We start from the raw sequence: 17,855 nt of genomic DNA on the forward strand, positions 1-17,855 counted from the left end.
TGAAGAAACCGTACAAGTAAACTTGGTAAACTAAGCATATTAATCGGAGTTTATCATGGTCAAGAAAATAAGAACCTATAGCACAGAATTTAAAGCTGAAGCCGTTAAGAAGATATCAGACAATAATGGCAATATCTCAGCAACCGCAAAGCAGCTTGGCATTGCCATGCAAACGCTATCGAATTGGCATAACAAAGCCAACCAAGGCAAGCTCAAAGGCACAGAGCAATACGACCCTGATCTTATGACAGCTCTTCAAGAAATAAAGCAGCTCAAACGACAGCTCAAAGTTGCCGAAGAGGAGCGCGAGATACTAAATGAGGAGGGATAAAGCGAAGCACTGCTTCGCCCCGACGCAAGGGGAGAGCTATGCTCGAGTGAGGCGACGGCGTACTTCGCGAAAAACAGCTAGTCAGGTACGCCTTCATCAAAGATAACCAGTACTTCTTTACCATCACCACTATGTGCCGCGTGCTAAGGGTTAAGCATTCAAGTTACTACGACTGGCTGAGTCGCGATATCAGCGAGCAGCAGATACATCGCAACCATTGTGAGCTACTCGTTAAAGCCGCTCACAGTGAAACTCATGAGCGCTATGGTGTTGAGCGTCTGCATGCGCATCTAAGTGAGCAAGGTCATAACATCAGTCCCTACATGGTCAGAAGCATCAAAGAGGAATACAGCATCAAATGCCGTCGCCACAAACGCTTTAAAGTCACCACCGACTCCAATCACAACAAACTGGTCTATCCAAACGTGTTGGATCAAGAGTTTGATGCCAGTCGCCCTAACCAAGCGTGGGCCAGTGACATCACCTATATTTGGACGCTTGAGGGCTGGTTGTATTTAGCGGGAGTCAAAGATTTATATACCAAAGAGCTGGTCGGCTATGCGATCAATAAGCGAATGACCGCAGATCTAGTATGCAAAGCATTGAACATGGCCATCAAGAATAAACAACCAAGCAAAGGGCTAGTCGTTCACTCTGACAGAGGCAGTCAGTACTGTAGCCATGCTTACCACAAGATCATCAAGCAGCATCAGTTTACAGGTTCAATGAGCGGTAAAGGCAACTGCTTTGACAACGCACCCATAGAAAGCTTCTGGGGCATATTGAAGAACGAGCTAGTATATCACCAAGACTATAAAACAAGGTTTGCAGCTATCAGAGATATCATTGGATATATTGAGTTATATTATAATCAGACTAGGATTCAAAAGGGTTTAGGCTATAAATCGCCAAGACAGGTGTGGTTTGATTATTATCGTCAGGCTGCGTAATCAAAATCTCCCAAGTTTATATATACGGGATTGACGGCAGGGGTCAGCCAATTGATGACACGTCCTAGTGGATGCTTACTATTGTTAGAAATACTCAGGTGGCTTGATTGATATCAGGGTTTGACTTAATACTGTCATATTAAATCGTTAGAGTATCTATTTAAAATCGATAAGCTACATTTGGAGTGGTGTAATTTTATTGCAACATACATATTAAAAGTAGCTGTATATCTTTAAATAACCTCTTAACCTAACTAAAAATATGGAAAATAGCTTCATGCGTATTTCGTCTTATATATTTTTCGGATTATCTTTCTCCACCTTTCTAATAAGTGGCTGTAATAACTCCAGTAATGTGAAGAGTGCACCTATTTCTAATACAGAGTATGAACAAGCATCGGAGCTCTCACTTGATGATTTAGCCGCTAAAGCTAAAGCTGAAGGTGAGGTAAATAGTGTTGGTATGCCGGATACTTGGGCAAACTGGAAAGAAACATGGGAAGATTTAGAGTCTAAGTATGGCATCAAACACACAGATGTCGATATGAGCTCTGCTCAAGAGATTGCAAAATTTATCGCTGAAAAAGATAACGCTACATCTGATATCGGCGACGTAGGTGCATCTTTTGCACCAGTTGCTGTAGAAAAAGGTGTAAGCCTGCCTTATAAGACTAGTAAATGGGAGCAAATTCCTGCTTGGGCAAAAGATGAAGATGGACATTGGGTAATTGCTTATACGGGAACTATCGCCTTTATAGTGGACAAACAAAAGGTTGATCAAATCCCTACAAGCTGGGGCGATCTAAAAAACTCTAAATATAAAGTGACGATTGGTGATATATCTTCTGCTAGTCAGGCCGTTAATGGTGTCTTAGCGGCTAATTATGCTTTAGGGGGTACAGAGGCTAACCTAGAACCTGCGTTGGAATATTTTGCTGATCTAGCTAAAAAAGGGCGTCTTGGCATGGTTGACCCTTCAGTCGCAAACCTCGAAAAAGGTGAGATAGAAGTAGCAGTAGTATGGGACTTTAATGGGTTAAATTATCGTGATCAAATTGACCGCTCTCGTTTTGACGTCGTTATTCCAAGTGATGGATCAGTAAAATCAGGTTACGCCACAATTATCAATAAATACGCTAAGCACCCTTATGCTGCTAAGCTCGTACGTGAACATATTTTGTCAGACAAAGGACAGTTGAATCTTGCTCGTGGTTACGCTCGCCCTATCCGTATTGCTAATTTAACGATTCCAGAAGATGTTCAAGCCAAGTTGTTACCTGAATCTCAATATACTAATGCCAGACCTATTGCTGATGCTAAGGTTTGGGAAGAAACATCAGCTAAGCTACCACAGCTATGGCAAGAGAATGTTCTTATTTATCAACAGTAATATGTATTTATAACACTATTTTACAGATTCATGATATCTAAGGATTTATTTGATGAGTAATAAGGTAATTTTAGTTATATTGGATGGTTTGAACGCTAAAGTTGGTATTGACTGTATGGGATTTATGCAGGCATTATGTGAACAAAAACGAGGTAAATCATACGTATTACAATGTGAGTTGCCGTCTTTGTCTCGCCCATTATATGAGTGCATCCTCACCGGTATTCGTCCTATTGACAGTGGTATATATCATAACAAAATTCAGCGGCTATCTGATGAGAAAAGTATTTTTCATTATTGCCAACAAGCAGGCAAATCTACTGCGGCCGCCGCTTATCACTGGATAAGCGAGCTGTATAACCACAGCCCTTTCAATGCGGCAACCGACCGTCATATTGCAGACTCAAGGCTACCTATTCAGCATGGCCATTTTTATTACGATGACACTTATCCTGACTCACACCTGTTTGATGATGCTGAAAACCTTAGGCAAAATTATCAACCAGACTTCATGCTAGTACATCCAATGAATATTGATGATATGGGGCATAAGTTTGGAGTTGATAGTATGCAATATCGTAATGCCGCTCGTAACGCCGATGTGCATTTATCAAACTATATAAATATTTGGCGAGAGGATGGCTACCAGATTATTGTTACCGCCGATCATGGTATGAACAATGACTTATCGCATGGTGGGACTTTACTGGAAGAGCGCGAAGTACCTTTGTATGTATTTGGTGATCAATTTTCCTATAATGATATGACTAATGGCATTAACCAAACCGAGCTTTGCGGTACAGTCTGTAACCTACTAGGTATTGAGCATGATAAACCTATCTGTAGAGAGTTATTAATATGACCACTCAAATTTTTGAGCCTCAAACCACTAAATCTGACTATAGTAAAAATATCGACTCGCTCACCTCTACAAGAAGATTACTACAAAATGTCGAAATATATATTCTCATTCTCCCTTTTATTACTTTAGTTATCTTATTTATTCTTGCGCCGCTTGGCTGGATTATAATCAATGCCTTTTATAATGATTTAGGTGAACTAACTTTAGGAAATATTAAAGATATCTTTAGTAGTAAATTCTACTTACAAGCAATAGGTTTGTCTCTAAAAATTAGTTTATACAGTAGCGTAATTAGCTTACTAATAGGTTTTCAAGGCGCTTACTCGCTTGAAGTGATAAAAGATTCTACCCTAGGTCGAATACTCATTGCTATCAATACAGTATTGAGTAACTTTAGCGGCGTTCCATTAGCTTTTGCTATGATTATCGTTTTTGGCTCTAGTGGTGTAATGACCCTAGTACTCGCAAAACTCGGCTTAACCAATATTATTGATATCTACTCTTTTAATGGAATACTGCTAAGTTATATCTACTTTCAAATCCCTCTAGCAACTTTATTATTATTCCCTGCTATTTCTGGATTACAAAAACATTGGCAAGAAAACGCCTATCTATTAGGTGCCAGTGCTTTTCAATATTTCTTTAAAGTAGGCTTACCCGTACTTTCACCTGCCATTTTGGGTACTTTTATCATTTTGTTTGCTAATGCTTTGGGTGCTTATGCTACTGCTTATGCTCTCACATCAGGCAGTTTCAACATATTACCAATTCGTATAGCAGCATTAATTGCAGGTAATTTGACATTACAACCAAATATGGCAGCGGCGTTAGCGTTAATATTGGTTTCTTTGATGTTTATCGTTACGATTGTTCATCAATATTTGCTTGGTCGATATCATACGTAATAAAGTGGAAAAACAGCTATGTCAAATCAGCCAGCTAATACCATTAACTCCCCGATGGGGGGCAAACAACGAACCAAATCTGAAGTTAATAAGATTTATCATTCATTATATATTTTAATATTATTAACTATAATAACAATACCTATTGCTTCAACAGGTATCTATGCTATTTCGGGTAATTGGTCACAATCTATATTACCTGAGTCTTGGACATTTCAGTGGTTGTTACAGATCTGGACAGATGAAAGATTTCTATGGGCCTGTTTCTATTCCTTCTTATTATGTATTAGTGGCGCATTATTAAGTATTACTTTAATATTTCCTGTGCTACTAATCGTACACACTAAAAAACCACATTGGCAGCGCTGGATTAATTTTGTTTTGGTGCTCCCTTTTGCAGTACCTCCTATCGTTAGTTCTATAGGTGTATTAAACCTATATTCTGATTTCCTAAATAACAAAATTGGTGCCATTCTTATTCTTATTGGTTGTTATTTCACCATTGTATTACCTTTTGTCTACCGAGCTTTGGATAGTAATTTTTTAGCTATTGGAGTCAAAGATTTGATTGAATCATCTAATCTAATGGGAGCGACCTCTTTAAAGACTGTTTTTTACGTGGTTATGCCCAATCTCAAAACAGGTTTTATTGTTGCATTCTTTATATCCGTTTCTTTTTTAATTGGCGAGTTCGTTTATGTAAATATTTTGATAGGTGGACAATTCGAGACTATTCAAATTTACTTATACAGCTTAAAAAATCTCTCTGGACATTTAAGCAGTGCGGTAGTTATCTCATACTTTTTTATTCTACTTATTATTACTGCCATTATTAATATGTTTAGTGGCTCAAAAAGAAGGGGCTAACATGAGCTATTTACGATTGAAGAATGCACGAAAGTCTTTTGGTGCGCTTACTGTAGTTGATGATTTAGATTTGAATATAGAAAAAGGTCAGTTAATCACTCTGCTTGGACCTTCAGGTTGCGGAAAATCCACTTTATTGCGCAGCATAGCTGGTCTTGAATTCTTGGATTCTGGGTCAATCATTTTGAACGGTCGAGACATTACCCATGCCAGACCGCAAAAACGCAATATTGCCATGGTTTTCCAGCATTATGCTTTGTTTCCGAATATGACCGTGGCTGACAATGTAGGCTTTGGACTTAAAATTAGAAAGCTACCCATTGAGAGTCGTTTGCGTAAGGTTAAAGAAGCTTTAGAGCTGGTGGAATTAACCGAATTTTCTCAGCAAAAGCCTGCTTTTTTATCTGGCGGACAAAAGCAACGTGTTGCTCTCGCTCGTGCTCTTGTCATGGAACCAGACTTATTATTACTTGATGAGCCGCTATCTGCCTTAGATGCTAAGTTGCGTAAAAGTCTACGTCAACAGATAAAACATATACATAAAGAGCTAGGACTGACAACCATCTTTGTCACACATGATCAAGAAGAGGCACTTGCTTTGTCTGATAAAGTAGTTTTACTCAATAAAGGTCGTATTGCACAACATTCAACACCAGAGAAGATTTATAGCCAGCCAAATAGTAAATTCACTGCTGGCTTCATTGGGAATTACAATATTGGGCGCTTTAATTGTTTAAATAAATTACCCATTGGACAATTAGACATGGCAATTCGCCCTGAAGCAATTCAGATAGATTCTACTAATGGAGATGTCGCAGGAAAAATTATCGATCGTACATTAACTGGCGGCGTAGTGCGTTATCAAGTAAAGACTGACGAAGGTGAAATATTAGATGTAGATGTTCTTAACTATGGTGAAGCCAGCAAACTCATTATTAATGATAGCGTCTATTTAACGATTCCTGAAGATGAGGTCATAACCATGGCATAGAGAGAATTTCATATGTTTAATATCCTCATTAATAATTCATATTTATTATGGAAAATCAATTTATTTATGCATACGCTTTAAGGTTCAATTATTAGCTATAGGAATATTAGTATGAATACACCTCGTCTGCAAAAAAAAGACACTGTGCTGGTGCTCTTTGATTTAGATCATACCTTACTAGATGTTGATAGCGATGATTTATGGGGTAAATATCTGGTAAAACATGGCTACGTTAATGAAGAGAACTACGGCCGTACTAACCAAAAGTTCTATCAAGAATATATCGCTGGTACGCTGGATGCTATTAAATATAATGAGTTTGTCGCTCAGTTTTTAAGTACCTTACCTATTAAGCGCCTTTATGAGATGCGTAAGGACTATGTTGAAAGTGAGATTATTCCCCACATCCGCCCAAAAGCTTTACGCGTATTGCATGAGCATCTTGAGTTGGGTCGCGAGGTGGTCATTACTTCCGCTACTAATGATTTTTTAGTATCTTCCATTGCTCAGCATTTTGGCCTTTTAGAAGCCAATATAATCGCTACTCCACTTGAACTTAAGAACCAATGCTATACTGGTAAACTAACTGACAGACCAAACTTTAAAGAAGATAAGATATATCATATTGATAAATGGCTAGATAAAAAGAAATTAGCAAATATTAGTTTTGATAAAACTTACTTCTACTCGGATTCAAAGAACGATATTCCTTTACTTGAATGGGCGGATGTTTCTATCTGCGTGACCCCAGATGATTATCTGCGCGCATATGCACTAACTCAACAGTGGTTAATAGAGGATTGGTAAATTTAAGGGGTGGTGTTCCAAAAGTATGCGGAAACATTAAAGAAGAGTGACAGCAGGGATAACGCAACCGCCCCGACTATATCGGAGACTGTTTATATAAGTTAAGCTGCTTGGCTTAACAGGTTAAGTCTCCGATAATCCCGGGGTGGTTCAGCCATATAATAAAAGCTTATAGATACAAGCTGAGCTATGCTGAAGAAACCATAGAGATAAACTCAGCTTTGTTTTTCCAGTTAGATAATGTCTGCATGACTATGCCTCGCTACTCTGCAGTAGCTGAGATATTCCCATTGTTCTCTGCTATCTTCTTAACCGCTTCAGTTTTAAATTCTGTGCTGTAAGTTCTGATTTTCTTATTCATGGTAAACTCCGATTAATACGCTTAGTTTACCAAGTTTACTTTTACGGTTTCTTCAGCATAGCTCAAACCTCTGATCTAAAACATTGTCATAGACAAGCTTATTGTGATTAGAGTCAGTGGTGACTTTGAAACGCTTGTGACGACGACATTTAATGCCAAACTCTTCTTTAATGCTTCTAATCATGTAGGGGCTGATAGTATGTCCTTGATCGCTCAGATGCGCATGCAAACGATCTATACCATAACGCTCTAATGTTTCACTGTGTGCGGCTTTGATTAGCGGCTCAGAGTGGTTACGGTATATCTATTGATCGCTGATATCACGACCCAGCCAGTCATAGTAGCTCGATGGCTTAATCCTTAATACACGGCACATAGTAGTGGTGCTAAATATCTGCTGATTGTCTTTGATAAAGGCGTACTTTACGGGCTGTTTTTCGCGAAGTACGCCGTCGCCTTTTTTAAGATCTCGCGCTCCTCTTCAGCCACTTTGAGCTGACGCTTGAGCTGCTTTATTTCTTGAAGAGCACTCATAAGGTCAGGATCATATTGCTCTTGCCGACAAGCTTGCCTTGATTGGCTTTGTTATGCCAGTTTGATAGCGTCTGCATGGCGATACCAAGCTGCTTGGCCGTGGCTGAAATATTGCCATTGTTATCCGCTATCTTCTTAACGGCTTCGGCTTTGAATTTGTTACTGTAGGTTCTTACTTTCTTAGTCATGATAAACTCCGATTAATACGCTTAGTTTACCAAGTTTAGGTGTACGGTTTCTTCAGCATAGCTCAACCGCAGTTATGCCGCCGAATTAGTGCTCGATGATGTCTTAGCAGATTGTACCGCTAACCCTCTATTGCCTTTAAAAGACGGTGACAGCATTGACGCAACACAGGCTTGTAACGTACTAAGCAATTGGGATCGCCGCGATAATCTCGATAGTAAAGGCGCTCATGTCTTTAGAAAGTTTTGGACCAATCTTGGTGTAAGTGATTATGCAGGTTTTGGTGTTCCATTTAATAAGGCAGATCCCATTAACACCCCTCGTGACTTAATCATCAATGATAAGACACGTACAGCGCTTGGCGACTCAATCAAATATTTTAATGATAGAACTATTGCGCTTGATGCGCCATTAGGAAGCTTGCAGTTCGTTATTGATGCAGGCAAGAACAATGAAAAGATTCCTATGCATGGTGGTTTTGGTGGTGAAGGCGTCTTCAATGTCGCAAGCTCAAGTCAAAACAGCGATGGCACTTATGGTCCAGTGACCAATGGCCCAACCTATATGCAGTCAGTGACCTTTGATAGTAAAGGTCCTGTTGTAGAGGCGCTGCTTGCCTACTCACAAGCAGGAGATACAACGCGCCCTTATCATCGTGATCAGACGCGCCGTTATTCAGATAAAGAGTGGATTCGTCTGCCATTTAGTAAGAGCGAAATATCTAAACAAGCGGTTGGTGAAGTGATCAAATTGAGAGAATAATTCTAGCTAAATTATTGATTATAATAAAAAGACTTTAGGGCAATCCTGAAGTTTTTTTTATTGCAGATAGCAATACAACTTTATGGGTATATACGAAAACTTACCGTCCATGCCACTATAACTATTGATTTGTTATACTACTTATTACTTAAGTGGCGATTTATACAGTTAAACCGAGGAATCTCGCATGTCAGAACCAGCCGATATCAATAGCGACCAAAAATCTTTCGCTCATGCCGACGAGCAGCCTACTACTGCACGTCCTGTGGTTGAGATGCCCAATCCCTATGCCAGTACTCGTGGCAGCATTACCAGTAAGCAGCTGCCGGCATTCGATGAAGAGATTATCAATAAATACAATCGCTCTGGACCGCGTTACACCTCCTACCCGACCGCGTTAGAATTCTCACCTATGCCTGAGGGGCTGGAGACTAAGATTTTGCAAGAGCGCGAAGCCGATGCGCCCTTATCGCTGTATTTCCATATTCCGTTTTGTCGTCACCTTTGCTACTACTGTGCTTGTAATAAAATTATCACCAAAAAGAACAGCGACGCTGGCGATTATTTAGAATATTTAATGGCAGAAATTAAGCACAAACGTAGCTTATTAAAGACGCCAGCCGATCGTGAAAAACCACTGGTTAAGCAGCTGCATTTCGGTGGCGGTACACCAACGTTTTTACAAGATAATGAGTTGATAAAACTTTGGGAGTTTTTGCAAACCCAGTTTGAATTTTTGCCAGAAGATCAAGGCGATTACTCTATTGAAATCGATCCGCGTGAGCTTGGCGACGAGACACTAACGGTACTGCGTAACCTTGGTTTTAACCGCGTCAGTCTAGGCGTACAAGACTTAGACGAAAAAGTACAAATCGCCGTCAACCGTATCAACTCTGCTGAACTGATTGAGAATGTGCTTGCTGAAGCGCGTAGATTGGGCTTCCATTCTACCAACGTCGATTTGATTTACGGCTTACCGCATCAAACGCCAACGACTCTAGACAAGACCGTACGCCGTGTTATCGAGATGTCACCCGATCGTTTATCGGTATTCAATTACGCCCATTTGCCTGAGCGCTTTAAATCGCAACGCCAAATTAAAGAGGAAGATTTACCGACGCCAGCTGCCAAGCTTACCATGCTTGGTAACACTATCAATACCTTGAGCGAGGCCGGTTATCAATATATCGGTATCGACCATTTTGCCAAACCTGACGATGAGCTTGCTATCGCCCAGCGCGAAGGCAAGTTACATCGTAATTTTCAAGGTTATACCATCATGGGCGATTGCGATTTATTAGGCTTTGGCGTGTCGTCAATCAGCCAAATCTCTAACGCCAATAGCAGCTATATTTTGCAAAACCATACGGATTTGCAGGTATATAAAGAAAATATCGATGCGGCGCGTGATAATCCAGCGATCATGCCAGCGGTCAATGTGATTAAAACCTCGATTAAAGATCGTCTGCGTGAATACGTGATTATGAATTTACTCTGTCATGATTATATCGATTTTAGAGACGTTAATCAGAAATTCGGTATCGATGCCATTACTTATTTTATCGATGAAATTCAGCAATTGGGCGCGATGCAAGAGGATCGCTTGATTGACATGGATGCCGCTGGTATTCGCGTCCTGCCAAAAGGTCGTCTATTAGGGCGTAATGTCGCCATGGTGTTCGATGAGTATTTAGATAAAAAACATAAAAATCGCTTCTCTAAAGTAATTTAAAACTTTTTTATACGTTATTAATAAAAAAGACTTCGCTAATGCGAGGTCTTTTTATTGGCTGTAATACGATAAGTATTGATAAAAAAACCAATCTACTCTATTCAGTCGGCATAACAATATATAGGCGATTGGCATCTTCAATGGTTTTTTGTTTATCGAGATACTTTTGCTCGACGCTGCTTTTTGGATTGATTATATCGGTATCTGTCATCGCAAAATCATCATCATTGAGTAAACCCAGAGAACCATCTTGCCGTAACCATAAGCCCTCAAGCTTATCATGCGGGTAATCTAAGCTCGCCAGCACATCGACGACCAAGGTCTTTTTAACAGGCGTGATGTTTATATTTTCAAGGATTTGCCAATTTTCTTCGTCAGCGGCAATCAGCTGCTCAAGTGTTTGCCCATTCACTGTCAAACCCAGTCTATCATTCTGTTTAACACTTTTATCATTTGCAATGGTTGCAATATCTGTTGCTCGCGCGATATTAATTTTATAAATGAGTTTTTGTGCTGACTTATCTTGGAGCGGGAATTTGCGATCATGCTCAATGAGATAAAACTCATGGTCATTAAGCGCCACAATACCAGAGGTCACATGCGCTGCGTTATCCAATCGATATAAATACTGCGCTATTTGTCCTGAAACTAAGTTAATCGTTACCATACGTACTAAAGAAGACAGTCGCCCTGACTTATCAGGATTGTCCATAGAGGACTCCATGATACCGACCAGCGTCGTTTGGTCAGGCGTAATGGTTAACGCCTCCATGCCACGATTGGCACGACGTTTGCTAAATTCCGTCGGTAACAAGATTGGCTTAGCATCAACCATCACATTATTACGCTCATCATTGGCAAACGCATTGATACGCGCAATCTCTACGCCATTGGCATCGTAATGCACAAGGTGCGGACCGTACTCATCACTGACCCAAAAGCTGCCATCTTGCAGCGCTGCGAGCCCTTCAGGGTCTAAACCATTGATATCAGTTTTGATCGGATTACTTACCGCATCAAAAGGCAATTGCGGGTTGACTGTCATCGGTTGACCATGGACATCGTAAGGTACTTCATTGGTGCCGCCAAAAGCCTTGGGGTTTGGTAGTCCTGAGATAGGATTGCCATTGTTATCTTTTAGAATTATTTCTTTTACTTTGATAATTTTGCTGTCAGCTTGCAATTCAAACAACCCAATAGACGGCGTATAATTTGGCACAAGAAACTGCTTACCTTTACCGGCAATTCCGTCAAAATCGGCATTAGGCCCACGGTCGGTAAGGACATAAAACTGCTTGGCATTGGTTGGATGTGCAGCTGCACCTGAGCCGTAACCGCCGCCTCGAATCTCTAATTTCTGCTCAGGATAAGCGGCATTGATATGCGTCGCATCAAGCACGCTATAAGGCAACGGGCTACCTTGCACAAATTCATTTATAGTAATAATTGCAGTATTGATATCTTGCTTGGTCATTATTATTCTCCTTGAATTATTATTGTTATTAAAAATAGAGTAATGCACGCTAAAAAGTTGATTAGCTATCAATTAAAAGTTAAAAAAATAGTCAGCACGTAAAACGCTCACTGACTATTTTTCTAACAAATTTAAATACGCCTAAAGCATACTTAGTTAAACCTTAAGCTTATCACCTACCATACCTTTTATGGTACTTAGAATGTCAGCCGGTAATACCACCATTTTTGCGTTATCAGATTCGGCTAACTGACGAATCGATTTGATATATTGCTCGCCAAGTAAATAGACAATCGGCATTTCTTCGTCGCCCATTGCGGCAGTAATCAAACGAATAGATTCTTCTGAGCCTTTCGCCAATACCACTTGCGCTTCAGCATCACGGCGTGACGCTTCTAGGCGACCATCTGCCTCTAAGATAGCCGCTTGCTTTTGCCCGTCAGCACGGGTGACGGTAGCACGGCGTAAGCGCTCTGCCGCCGCCTGCTCTTCCATCGAGGCTTGCATGGTTTGCGAGGGATTGATATCTTGGATTTCTACCGTTTTTAGGGTAATACCCCAATCGGCAATATCCTCTGAGATAGCATATTTGAGCTTGGTTTTGATTTCATCACGGCTTGACAAGGCGCTGTCTAAATCCATCTCACCAATAATTGAACGCAAAGACGTCTGTACCAAATTTCGAATACCGTATTCATAATCTTCGATACCATAAACGGCTTTATCAGGACGGACAATATTAATATAAGCAACGGCGTTGGCGATAATCACCACGTTATCTCGGGTAATAACCTCTTGAGAGGGAATATCAAGCACGATGTCTTTGGTTGTGACTTTATAAGCCACGTCGTCGACATAAGGAATGATTAAATTTAATCCCGGCTCTAGGGTTTGGCTATATTTACCAAGTCTCTGCACTACCCATTTATACCCTTGAGGAACAATGCGCACGCCTTTGAACACCGTAAACACGACCAATGCAATCAAAACGATCATGACAATACTAAAACTTTCCATGTTGCACCTCTATTATTATGCCTAACTATTTTTATTAATAACTGCTTGCGCTTGCATACTACTGACAATCAGCTCATTACCTACGATATCCGTCACTATCACGCGATCCCCGACGGCAACTTGCTCACCGCTCGTACGGCACATCCATTCAGCTGCCCCAACAATAGGTACACTAAAGCGTACAACGCCTGCGCGCTCTAACTGCGGCGCGACGATAATCATACCAGTTTCACCGATGATGACACTACCGCCCAACCCTGCTTTGGTGCGATCGACAGATAATGGTTTGATAAATTTAAACCAAGCCAATAAAAAGATAGCCGAAAGTACCAACCAAATAATGATTTGCAACGATACAGAAATGGGTAGCAACCACGAAAGAGCAGCCACGATGATAGCCGCTCCGCCAAACCACAGGCTGGCAAACGTCGGTACAAACATCTCAATGATTAGCAATACAAAGCCTAATACCAGCCAGTGCCACGGTTCAAGCATCCAAAGCATCTCCATAATTGCTCATTCCCTATCTTTATCATTCTAGCTTTCAATGTAGCACATTTTGTTATCAAACAGCGCCTTAAAAGTTATAGGCATAAAAAAACGACCACCTAAGTGATCGTTTTTTATTTTGCTTATCATCTAACTCTTTCATTAATATAGAACTTAATGTTCAATTAATTAGAATTTAAGATGAGCGCCGATAGTCATAAGATCCGCATCGCTACCTAGTTTGTCATATTCTGCTTCAACGCTGAAGTCAGGATTGACTGAGTAACCAAGACCAACACCACCAGCTAGACTAGTATCACTATCTGAGTAAGTTTCAGTTCTTATCTCAGTACCACCGATGTTACGAGTGAAGTCACCTTCTACTTTAGTTTTTGCAACACCTAGTTTACCTTTAGCATATAAACCAGTGTTAGGGAATGCATAACGGTAAGTACCGTAAGCGCCGTAAGTCTTGGCATCGATATCGCCGCCACGATAATCAGCATCATCTGAACCTACATATTCAGCTTCAATACCGAAGTTAGGATCAAAGTTGTAACCACCGTATACGCCATAAGCAGTTGGATCATCAGCACCATCTACGTCTACGTCAAACTGACCGACTTTTACACCAACGTATGGCTGACCAGTATAACCATTACCATATGCTACGGCTGCTTGTGCACCTACGCTTAGTAAAGAACCTGCAGCTAGGGCTAGTAGAGTTTTTTGTAGAGTTTTCATATGTAGCTCCTTAAAATCAATTTGGACAAACAAGTTATTTATTTATGTGGGCTTTTTAGCCATATCGCCTTGTTTGCTAACGATGTATACATAGTAACAAACCGTGTCAAAAACTCTGTCAGTGTTTAATGGTAAGAAAGTTAACTTTTGCAAGTGTTTGTCGGCCCTTGGGTTACAAAGGGCTAGATATGAAATCTTTTGTTACAATCACCTATTTTGAGTAATATTCCCTACTCATTAACAACGACTGAGATTCAACATTAAAAAGGCGTATCCCGAAAGATACGCCTTTTATTATGAAATCAACGTCGATTTAAGCTTTAATTAAGCTTATTTTTTATCTTCGTCAACTTCAGTAAACTCAGCATCGACGACATCGTCATCCGCTTGGTTATTGTTACCAGCATTTTCAGCGCCTTGTTGGAACTGGCTTGGATCCATACCTTCTGGACCAGCACCGCTGTCAGCATAAATCTTCTGGCTGATTGGTAAGAAAGCATTGTCTAGCGCTTCAAGTTTGGCTTTGATGTCATCATGATCATCTTCTTTAGCAGCCGCTTCAAGCTCAGAGATGGCAGTTTCTACTGTTGATTTTTCATCTTCAGTGACTTTATCGCCAGCTTCTTTTAGCGCTTTTTGTACCGCATGAATACGACCATCTGCTTCGTTACGTACCTGCGCAAGGTTAGCAAATTTCTCATCTTCAGCAGCGTTCGCTTCCGCATCATGCACCATTTGTTCGACTTCTTCATCCGACAAACCAGAATCCGCTTTAATCTGAATGCTTTGCGCTTTACCAGTACCTTTGTCTTTCGCTGAGATGTTCATGATACCGTCAGCGTTAATGTCAAAGGTAACTTCGATTTGCGGCAAACCACGTGGCGCTGGTGGAATATCCGTCAAGTCAAAACGACCAAGTTGTTTGTTTTGGTTGGCGATTTTACGCTCACCTTGATACACCTGAATCGTTACGGCTGGCTGGTTGTCTTCAGCCGTTGAGAACACCTGTGATTTCTTAGTCGGAATCATGGTATTTTTCTCAATAATTGGCGTCATTACCCCACCCATGGTTTCAATACCAAGCGTCAATGGTGTTACGTCAAGCAATAGGACGTCAGTTTTGTCACCAGACAATACCGCTCCTTGAATCGCAGCACCAGCGGCAACCGCTTCGTCAGGGTTCACATCTTTACGTGGCTCTTGACCGAAGAATTCTTGTACTTTTTGCTGTACTAATGGCATACGAGTCTGACCACCAACTAAGATGACGTCATCAACATCGCCAACTTTTAGACCAGCATCTTCAAGGGCAGTTTTACAAGGACCCATCGTGCGTTGTACCAATTCTTCCGTTAAGCTCTCAAGTTTTGAGCGGCTGATAGTGACAACCAAATGCTTAGGACCACTGCTATCGGCAGTGATATATGGTAGGTTGACTTCAGTGCTTTGGGCACTTGATAGCTCGATTTTTGCTTTTTCAGCGGCTTCTTTTAGGCGCTGCATCGCAAGCGAATCACCTTTTAGGTTGACGTCTTGGTCTTTTTTAAATTCATCAACCAGATAATCAATCAACGCTGAGTCAAAGTCTTCACCGCCAAGGAAGGTATCACCATTGGTCGCCAGTACTTCAAATTGCTGCTCACCATCAACGTCAGCGATTTCAATGATTGATACGTCAAAAGTACCACCACCCAAGTCATAAACGGCAACGGTGCTATCGCCTTGTTTTTTATCCATACCGTAAGCAAGTGCGGCAGCGGTTGGCTCGTTAATAATACGTTTTACATCAAGACCGGCGATTTTACCGGCATCTTTGGTTGCTTGACGCTGCGAGTCATTAAAGTACGCAGGCACTGTTACAACAGCTTCGGTAACGCTTTCACCAAGATAATCTTCTGCTGTTTTTTTCATTTTTTTCAAGATTTCAGCAGAAACCTGTGGTGGCGCTAATTTTTTACCGTTAATTTCAACCCACGCATCACCGTTATCGGCTTTAGCGATTTTATAAGGCACCATACCGATGTCTTTTTGCACCACTTTGTCATCAAAACGACGTCCAATCAGACGTTTAATGGCAAATAAAGTGTTGTTTGGGTTGGTCACCGCTTGACGCTTCGCTGACTGACCAACCAAGATTTCGTCATCTTTGTAAGCGACAATCGATGGTGTGGTACGTGTACCTTCAGCATTTTCGATGATTTTAACTTTATCACCTTCCATCACTGCGACACATGAGTTCGTTGTACCCAAGTCAATACCAATTACTTTACCCATAATTAATTGCTCCTAATTTATTTTTTAAATAAGCTATTTATCTCATCAGACCTAATCCAGCAGATACCAGACGGTCACTTGTTGTTCTATATAGGTTTGGCGCTGTATTATTTCAAGTCATTTAACCGGCAAAAAATATCTTTTATGTGATTTTTTGTGTAAACCCTTATTAATAGTAAGGTTTAACTTGGTTAAAGACTTATTATGTAAAATATTAACCTTTAGATTATTAGTTTTTCAAAATCTACTGTCCGACGCGAACCATTGCTGGGCGCAGCAAACGACCGTTCAGACTATAGCCCTTTTGCAGTACCGTACCCACAGTATCAGCTTCGGCTTCTGGGTCAATGCCAACCGCTTCATGCAAATCAGCGTTGAATTTCTCGCCTTGTGGCTCAACCACTTCTACGCCGTTTTTGTTTAAGACATCTAATAATGCTTTATGCGTCAATCTGACACCTTCGGTGACAGGGTCATCTGCTTGAGCATTTTCGATAGCGCGCTCTAAATTATCGACCACTTCTAATAGCTCTTTGGCAAATTTTTGCAAGGCGAACTTCTTGCTCTTATCGGCTTCTTGCTCCATACGTTTTTGTGCATTGTAAGCTTCAGCATTGGCACGCGCTGTACCTTCTTTCGCTTGCTTGACCTCGCCTTCTAACTCGGCGATACGCGCTTTAAACGTATCTAAATCGATATCGTTTTCGATAGTGCTTTCTTCCCCTGAATTTTGCTGGGGATTAAACTCTTCTAGCGTTTCTTTTAAGATACTGTCGTCGTGCTCGACATTGTCGTGCGAAACATTGTCGTGTGAGACATTTTGATCAATATTTTCGTGGTTATTATTCTGCTCGCTCATGATGGCTCCTTTATATAATTATGAATAAGGTTATTAACTGAATAATGATGGATTAGAAAACAACACCATAAATTGGCCAGATAATGAAATAATCGACCATTAGCCAAACCGTGATTTTATAAATCACCTATGGTTAGCAATAACTTTTAACTACCTTCTGATAGCTGATTAATAAAGGTGAGGCGAGTAAATTTCAAGCCTACTGTGTAGAATTTTTATCGCTGGTTATAAATACCGTCTTGATCCATGATAACGGTATGGTTATATTTAAGAGGTTTGCCCTTTTAAAACAACCTTACTCTCTTTACTATTGTCGTCAA

General features: G+C 40.6%; 13 protein-coding genes and 3 pseudogenes. 9 read left to right on the forward strand and 7 right to left on the reverse strand.

The annotated features are described in order from the left end of the window. Positions 1 to 55 precede the first annotated feature (55 nt). From H9653_RS04615 to H9653_RS04645, 7 genes and pseudogenes are all read left to right on the forward strand, one after another. Positions 56 to 1,281, forward strand: a pseudogene (locus H9653_RS04615) (IS3 family transposase). A gap of 277 nt (positions 1,282 to 1,558) precedes the next feature. Continuing rightward, a complete protein-coding gene (locus H9653_RS04620) occupies positions 1,559 to 2,671 on the forward strand; it encodes an ABC transporter substrate-binding protein (RefSeq protein ID WP_191690806.1) in 1,113 nt (370 codons plus the stop codon). Positions 2,672 to 2,723: 52 nt separating this feature from the next. Then, on the forward strand, positions 2,724 to 3,533 hold the full coding sequence (locus tag H9653_RS04625; RefSeq protein WP_191690808.1) for an alkaline phosphatase family protein: 810 nt from the start codon (positions 2,724 to 2,726) through the stop codon (positions 3,531 to 3,533). Then, the gene (locus H9653_RS04630) at positions 3,530 to 4,438 is read left to right on the forward strand and encodes an ABC transporter permease (protein ID WP_225211611.1); all 909 of its coding nucleotides are present in this window, start codon (positions 3,530 to 3,532) and stop codon (positions 4,436 to 4,438) included. The genes H9653_RS04625 and H9653_RS04630 overlap by 4 nt, the downstream gene beginning before the upstream one ends. 18 nt (positions 4,439 to 4,456) lie before the next feature. Then, positions 4,457 to 5,305, forward strand: coding sequence for an ABC transporter permease (locus H9653_RS04635; protein ID WP_225211612.1), 849 nt, complete (start codon positions 4,457 to 4,459; stop codon positions 5,303 to 5,305). Position 5,306: 1 nt separating this feature from the next. After that, positions 5,307 to 6,296: an ABC transporter ATP-binding protein gene (locus H9653_RS04640; RefSeq protein ID WP_191690810.1), complete on the forward strand. Its 990-nt coding sequence runs from the start codon at positions 5,307 to 5,309 to the stop codon at positions 6,294 to 6,296. Between the two features lie 111 nt (positions 6,297 to 6,407). Then, entirely contained in the window at positions 6,408 to 7,103 is a 696-nt protein-coding gene (locus H9653_RS04645) for an HAD family hydrolase (protein WP_191690812.1), read from the forward strand. 422 nt (positions 7,104 to 7,525) lie between these two features. Here the strand turns inward: H9653_RS04645 and H9653_RS04655 are convergent. Then, positions 7,526 to 8,186: pseudogene (locus tag H9653_RS04655) on the reverse strand (transposase); the annotation flags it as partial. A gap of 76 nt (positions 8,187 to 8,262) precedes the next feature. Here H9653_RS04655 and H9653_RS04660 point away from each other — a divergent pair. Further along, positions 8,263 to 8,946: pseudogene (locus H9653_RS04660) on the forward strand (penicillin acylase family protein); the annotation flags it as partial. A 187-nt stretch (positions 8,947 to 9,133) separates the two neighbouring features. After that, on the forward strand, positions 9,134 to 10,678 hold the full coding sequence (gene hemN / locus H9653_RS04665) for an oxygen-independent coproporphyrinogen III oxidase (RefSeq protein ID WP_102076988.1): 1,545 nt from the start codon (positions 9,134 to 9,136) through the stop codon (positions 10,676 to 10,678). A 97-nt stretch (positions 10,679 to 10,775) separates the two neighbouring features. Here the strand turns inward: hemN and H9653_RS04670 are convergent, their stop codons facing one another. The 6 genes from H9653_RS04670 to grpE all read right to left on the reverse strand — a co-directional run bounded on the left by H9653_RS04670 (position 10,776) and on the right by grpE (position 17,535). Continuing rightward, positions 10,776 to 12,152: an esterase-like activity of phytase family protein gene (locus H9653_RS04670; RefSeq protein ID WP_191690814.1), complete on the reverse strand. Its 1,377-nt coding sequence runs from the start codon at positions 12,150 to 12,152 to the stop codon at positions 10,776 to 10,778. A 156-nt stretch (positions 12,153 to 12,308) separates the two neighbouring features. After that, positions 12,309 to 13,169, reverse strand: a complete 861-nt coding sequence (locus H9653_RS04675; protein ID WP_068405008.1) for an SPFH domain-containing protein — start codon at positions 13,167 to 13,169, stop codon at positions 12,309 to 12,311. Positions 13,170 to 13,190: 21 nt separating this feature from the next. Beyond that, complete coding sequence (locus H9653_RS04680; RefSeq protein WP_225211613.1) at positions 13,191 to 13,679, reverse strand: NfeD family protein; 489 nt, start codon at positions 13,677 to 13,679, stop codon at positions 13,191 to 13,193. A 168-nt stretch (positions 13,680 to 13,847) separates the two neighbouring features. Beyond that, positions 13,848 to 14,402, reverse strand: a complete 555-nt coding sequence (locus H9653_RS04685; protein ID WP_102076986.1) for a porin family protein — start codon at positions 14,400 to 14,402, stop codon at positions 13,848 to 13,850. A gap of 330 nt (positions 14,403 to 14,732) precedes the next feature. Then, positions 14,733 to 16,676: a molecular chaperone DnaK gene (gene dnaK / locus H9653_RS04690; RefSeq protein WP_191690816.1), complete on the reverse strand. Its 1,944-nt coding sequence runs from the start codon at positions 16,674 to 16,676 to the stop codon at positions 14,733 to 14,735. A 244-nt stretch (positions 16,677 to 16,920) separates the two neighbouring features. Further along, positions 16,921 to 17,535, reverse strand: coding sequence for a nucleotide exchange factor GrpE (grpE, locus tag H9653_RS04695; protein ID WP_191690819.1), 615 nt, complete (start codon positions 17,533 to 17,535; stop codon positions 16,921 to 16,923). Between the last annotated feature and the right edge of the window lie 320 nt (positions 17,536 to 17,855).

Origin of the sequence: Psychrobacter communis, assembly GCF_014836505.1 — a bacterium.
Taxonomy (GTDB): domain Bacteria; phylum Pseudomonadota; class Gammaproteobacteria; order Pseudomonadales; family Moraxellaceae; genus Psychrobacter; species Psychrobacter faecalis.

Bases quoted from the DNA above. Each gene is read 5' to 3' on its own strand.
- H9653_RS04645 (WP_191690812.1), top strand. From the start codon at position 6,408: ATGAATACACCTCGTCTGCAAAAAAAAGACACTGTGCTGGTGCTCTTT.
- grpE (WP_191690819.1), bottom strand. From the start codon at position 17,535: ATGAGCGAGCAGAATAATAACCACGAAAATATTGATCAAAATGTCTCA.
- H9653_RS04685 (WP_102076986.1), bottom strand. From the start codon at position 14,402: ATGAAAACTCTACAAAAAACTCTACTAGCCCTAGCTGCAGGTTCTTTA.
- H9653_RS04630 (WP_225211611.1), top strand. From the start codon at position 3,530: ATGACCACTCAAATTTTTGAGCCTCAAACCACTAAATCTGACTATAGT.
- H9653_RS04625 (WP_191690808.1), top strand. From the start codon at position 2,724: ATGAGTAATAAGGTAATTTTAGTTATATTGGATGGTTTGAACGCTAAA.
- H9653_RS04680 (WP_225211613.1), bottom strand. From the start codon at position 13,679: ATGGAGATGCTTTGGATGCTTGAACCGTGGCACTGGCTGGTATTAGGC.
- H9653_RS04635 (WP_225211612.1), top strand. From the start codon at position 4,457: ATGTCAAATCAGCCAGCTAATACCATTAACTCCCCGATGGGGGGCAAA.
- H9653_RS04675 (WP_068405008.1), bottom strand. From the start codon at position 13,169: ATGGAAAGTTTTAGTATTGTCATGATCGTTTTGATTGCATTGGTCGTG.
- dnaK (WP_191690816.1), bottom strand. From the start codon at position 16,676: ATGGGTAAAGTAATTGGTATTGACTTGGGTACAACGAACTCATGTGTC.
- hemN (WP_102076988.1), top strand. From the start codon at position 9,134: ATGTCAGAACCAGCCGATATCAATAGCGACCAAAAATCTTTCGCTCAT.
- H9653_RS04620 (WP_191690806.1), top strand. From the start codon at position 1,559: ATGCGTATTTCGTCTTATATATTTTTCGGATTATCTTTCTCCACCTTT.
- H9653_RS04640 (WP_191690810.1), top strand. From the start codon at position 5,307: ATGAGCTATTTACGATTGAAGAATGCACGAAAGTCTTTTGGTGCGCTT.
- H9653_RS04670 (WP_191690814.1), bottom strand. From the start codon at position 12,152: ATGACCAAGCAAGATATCAATACTGCAATTATTACTATAAATGAATTT.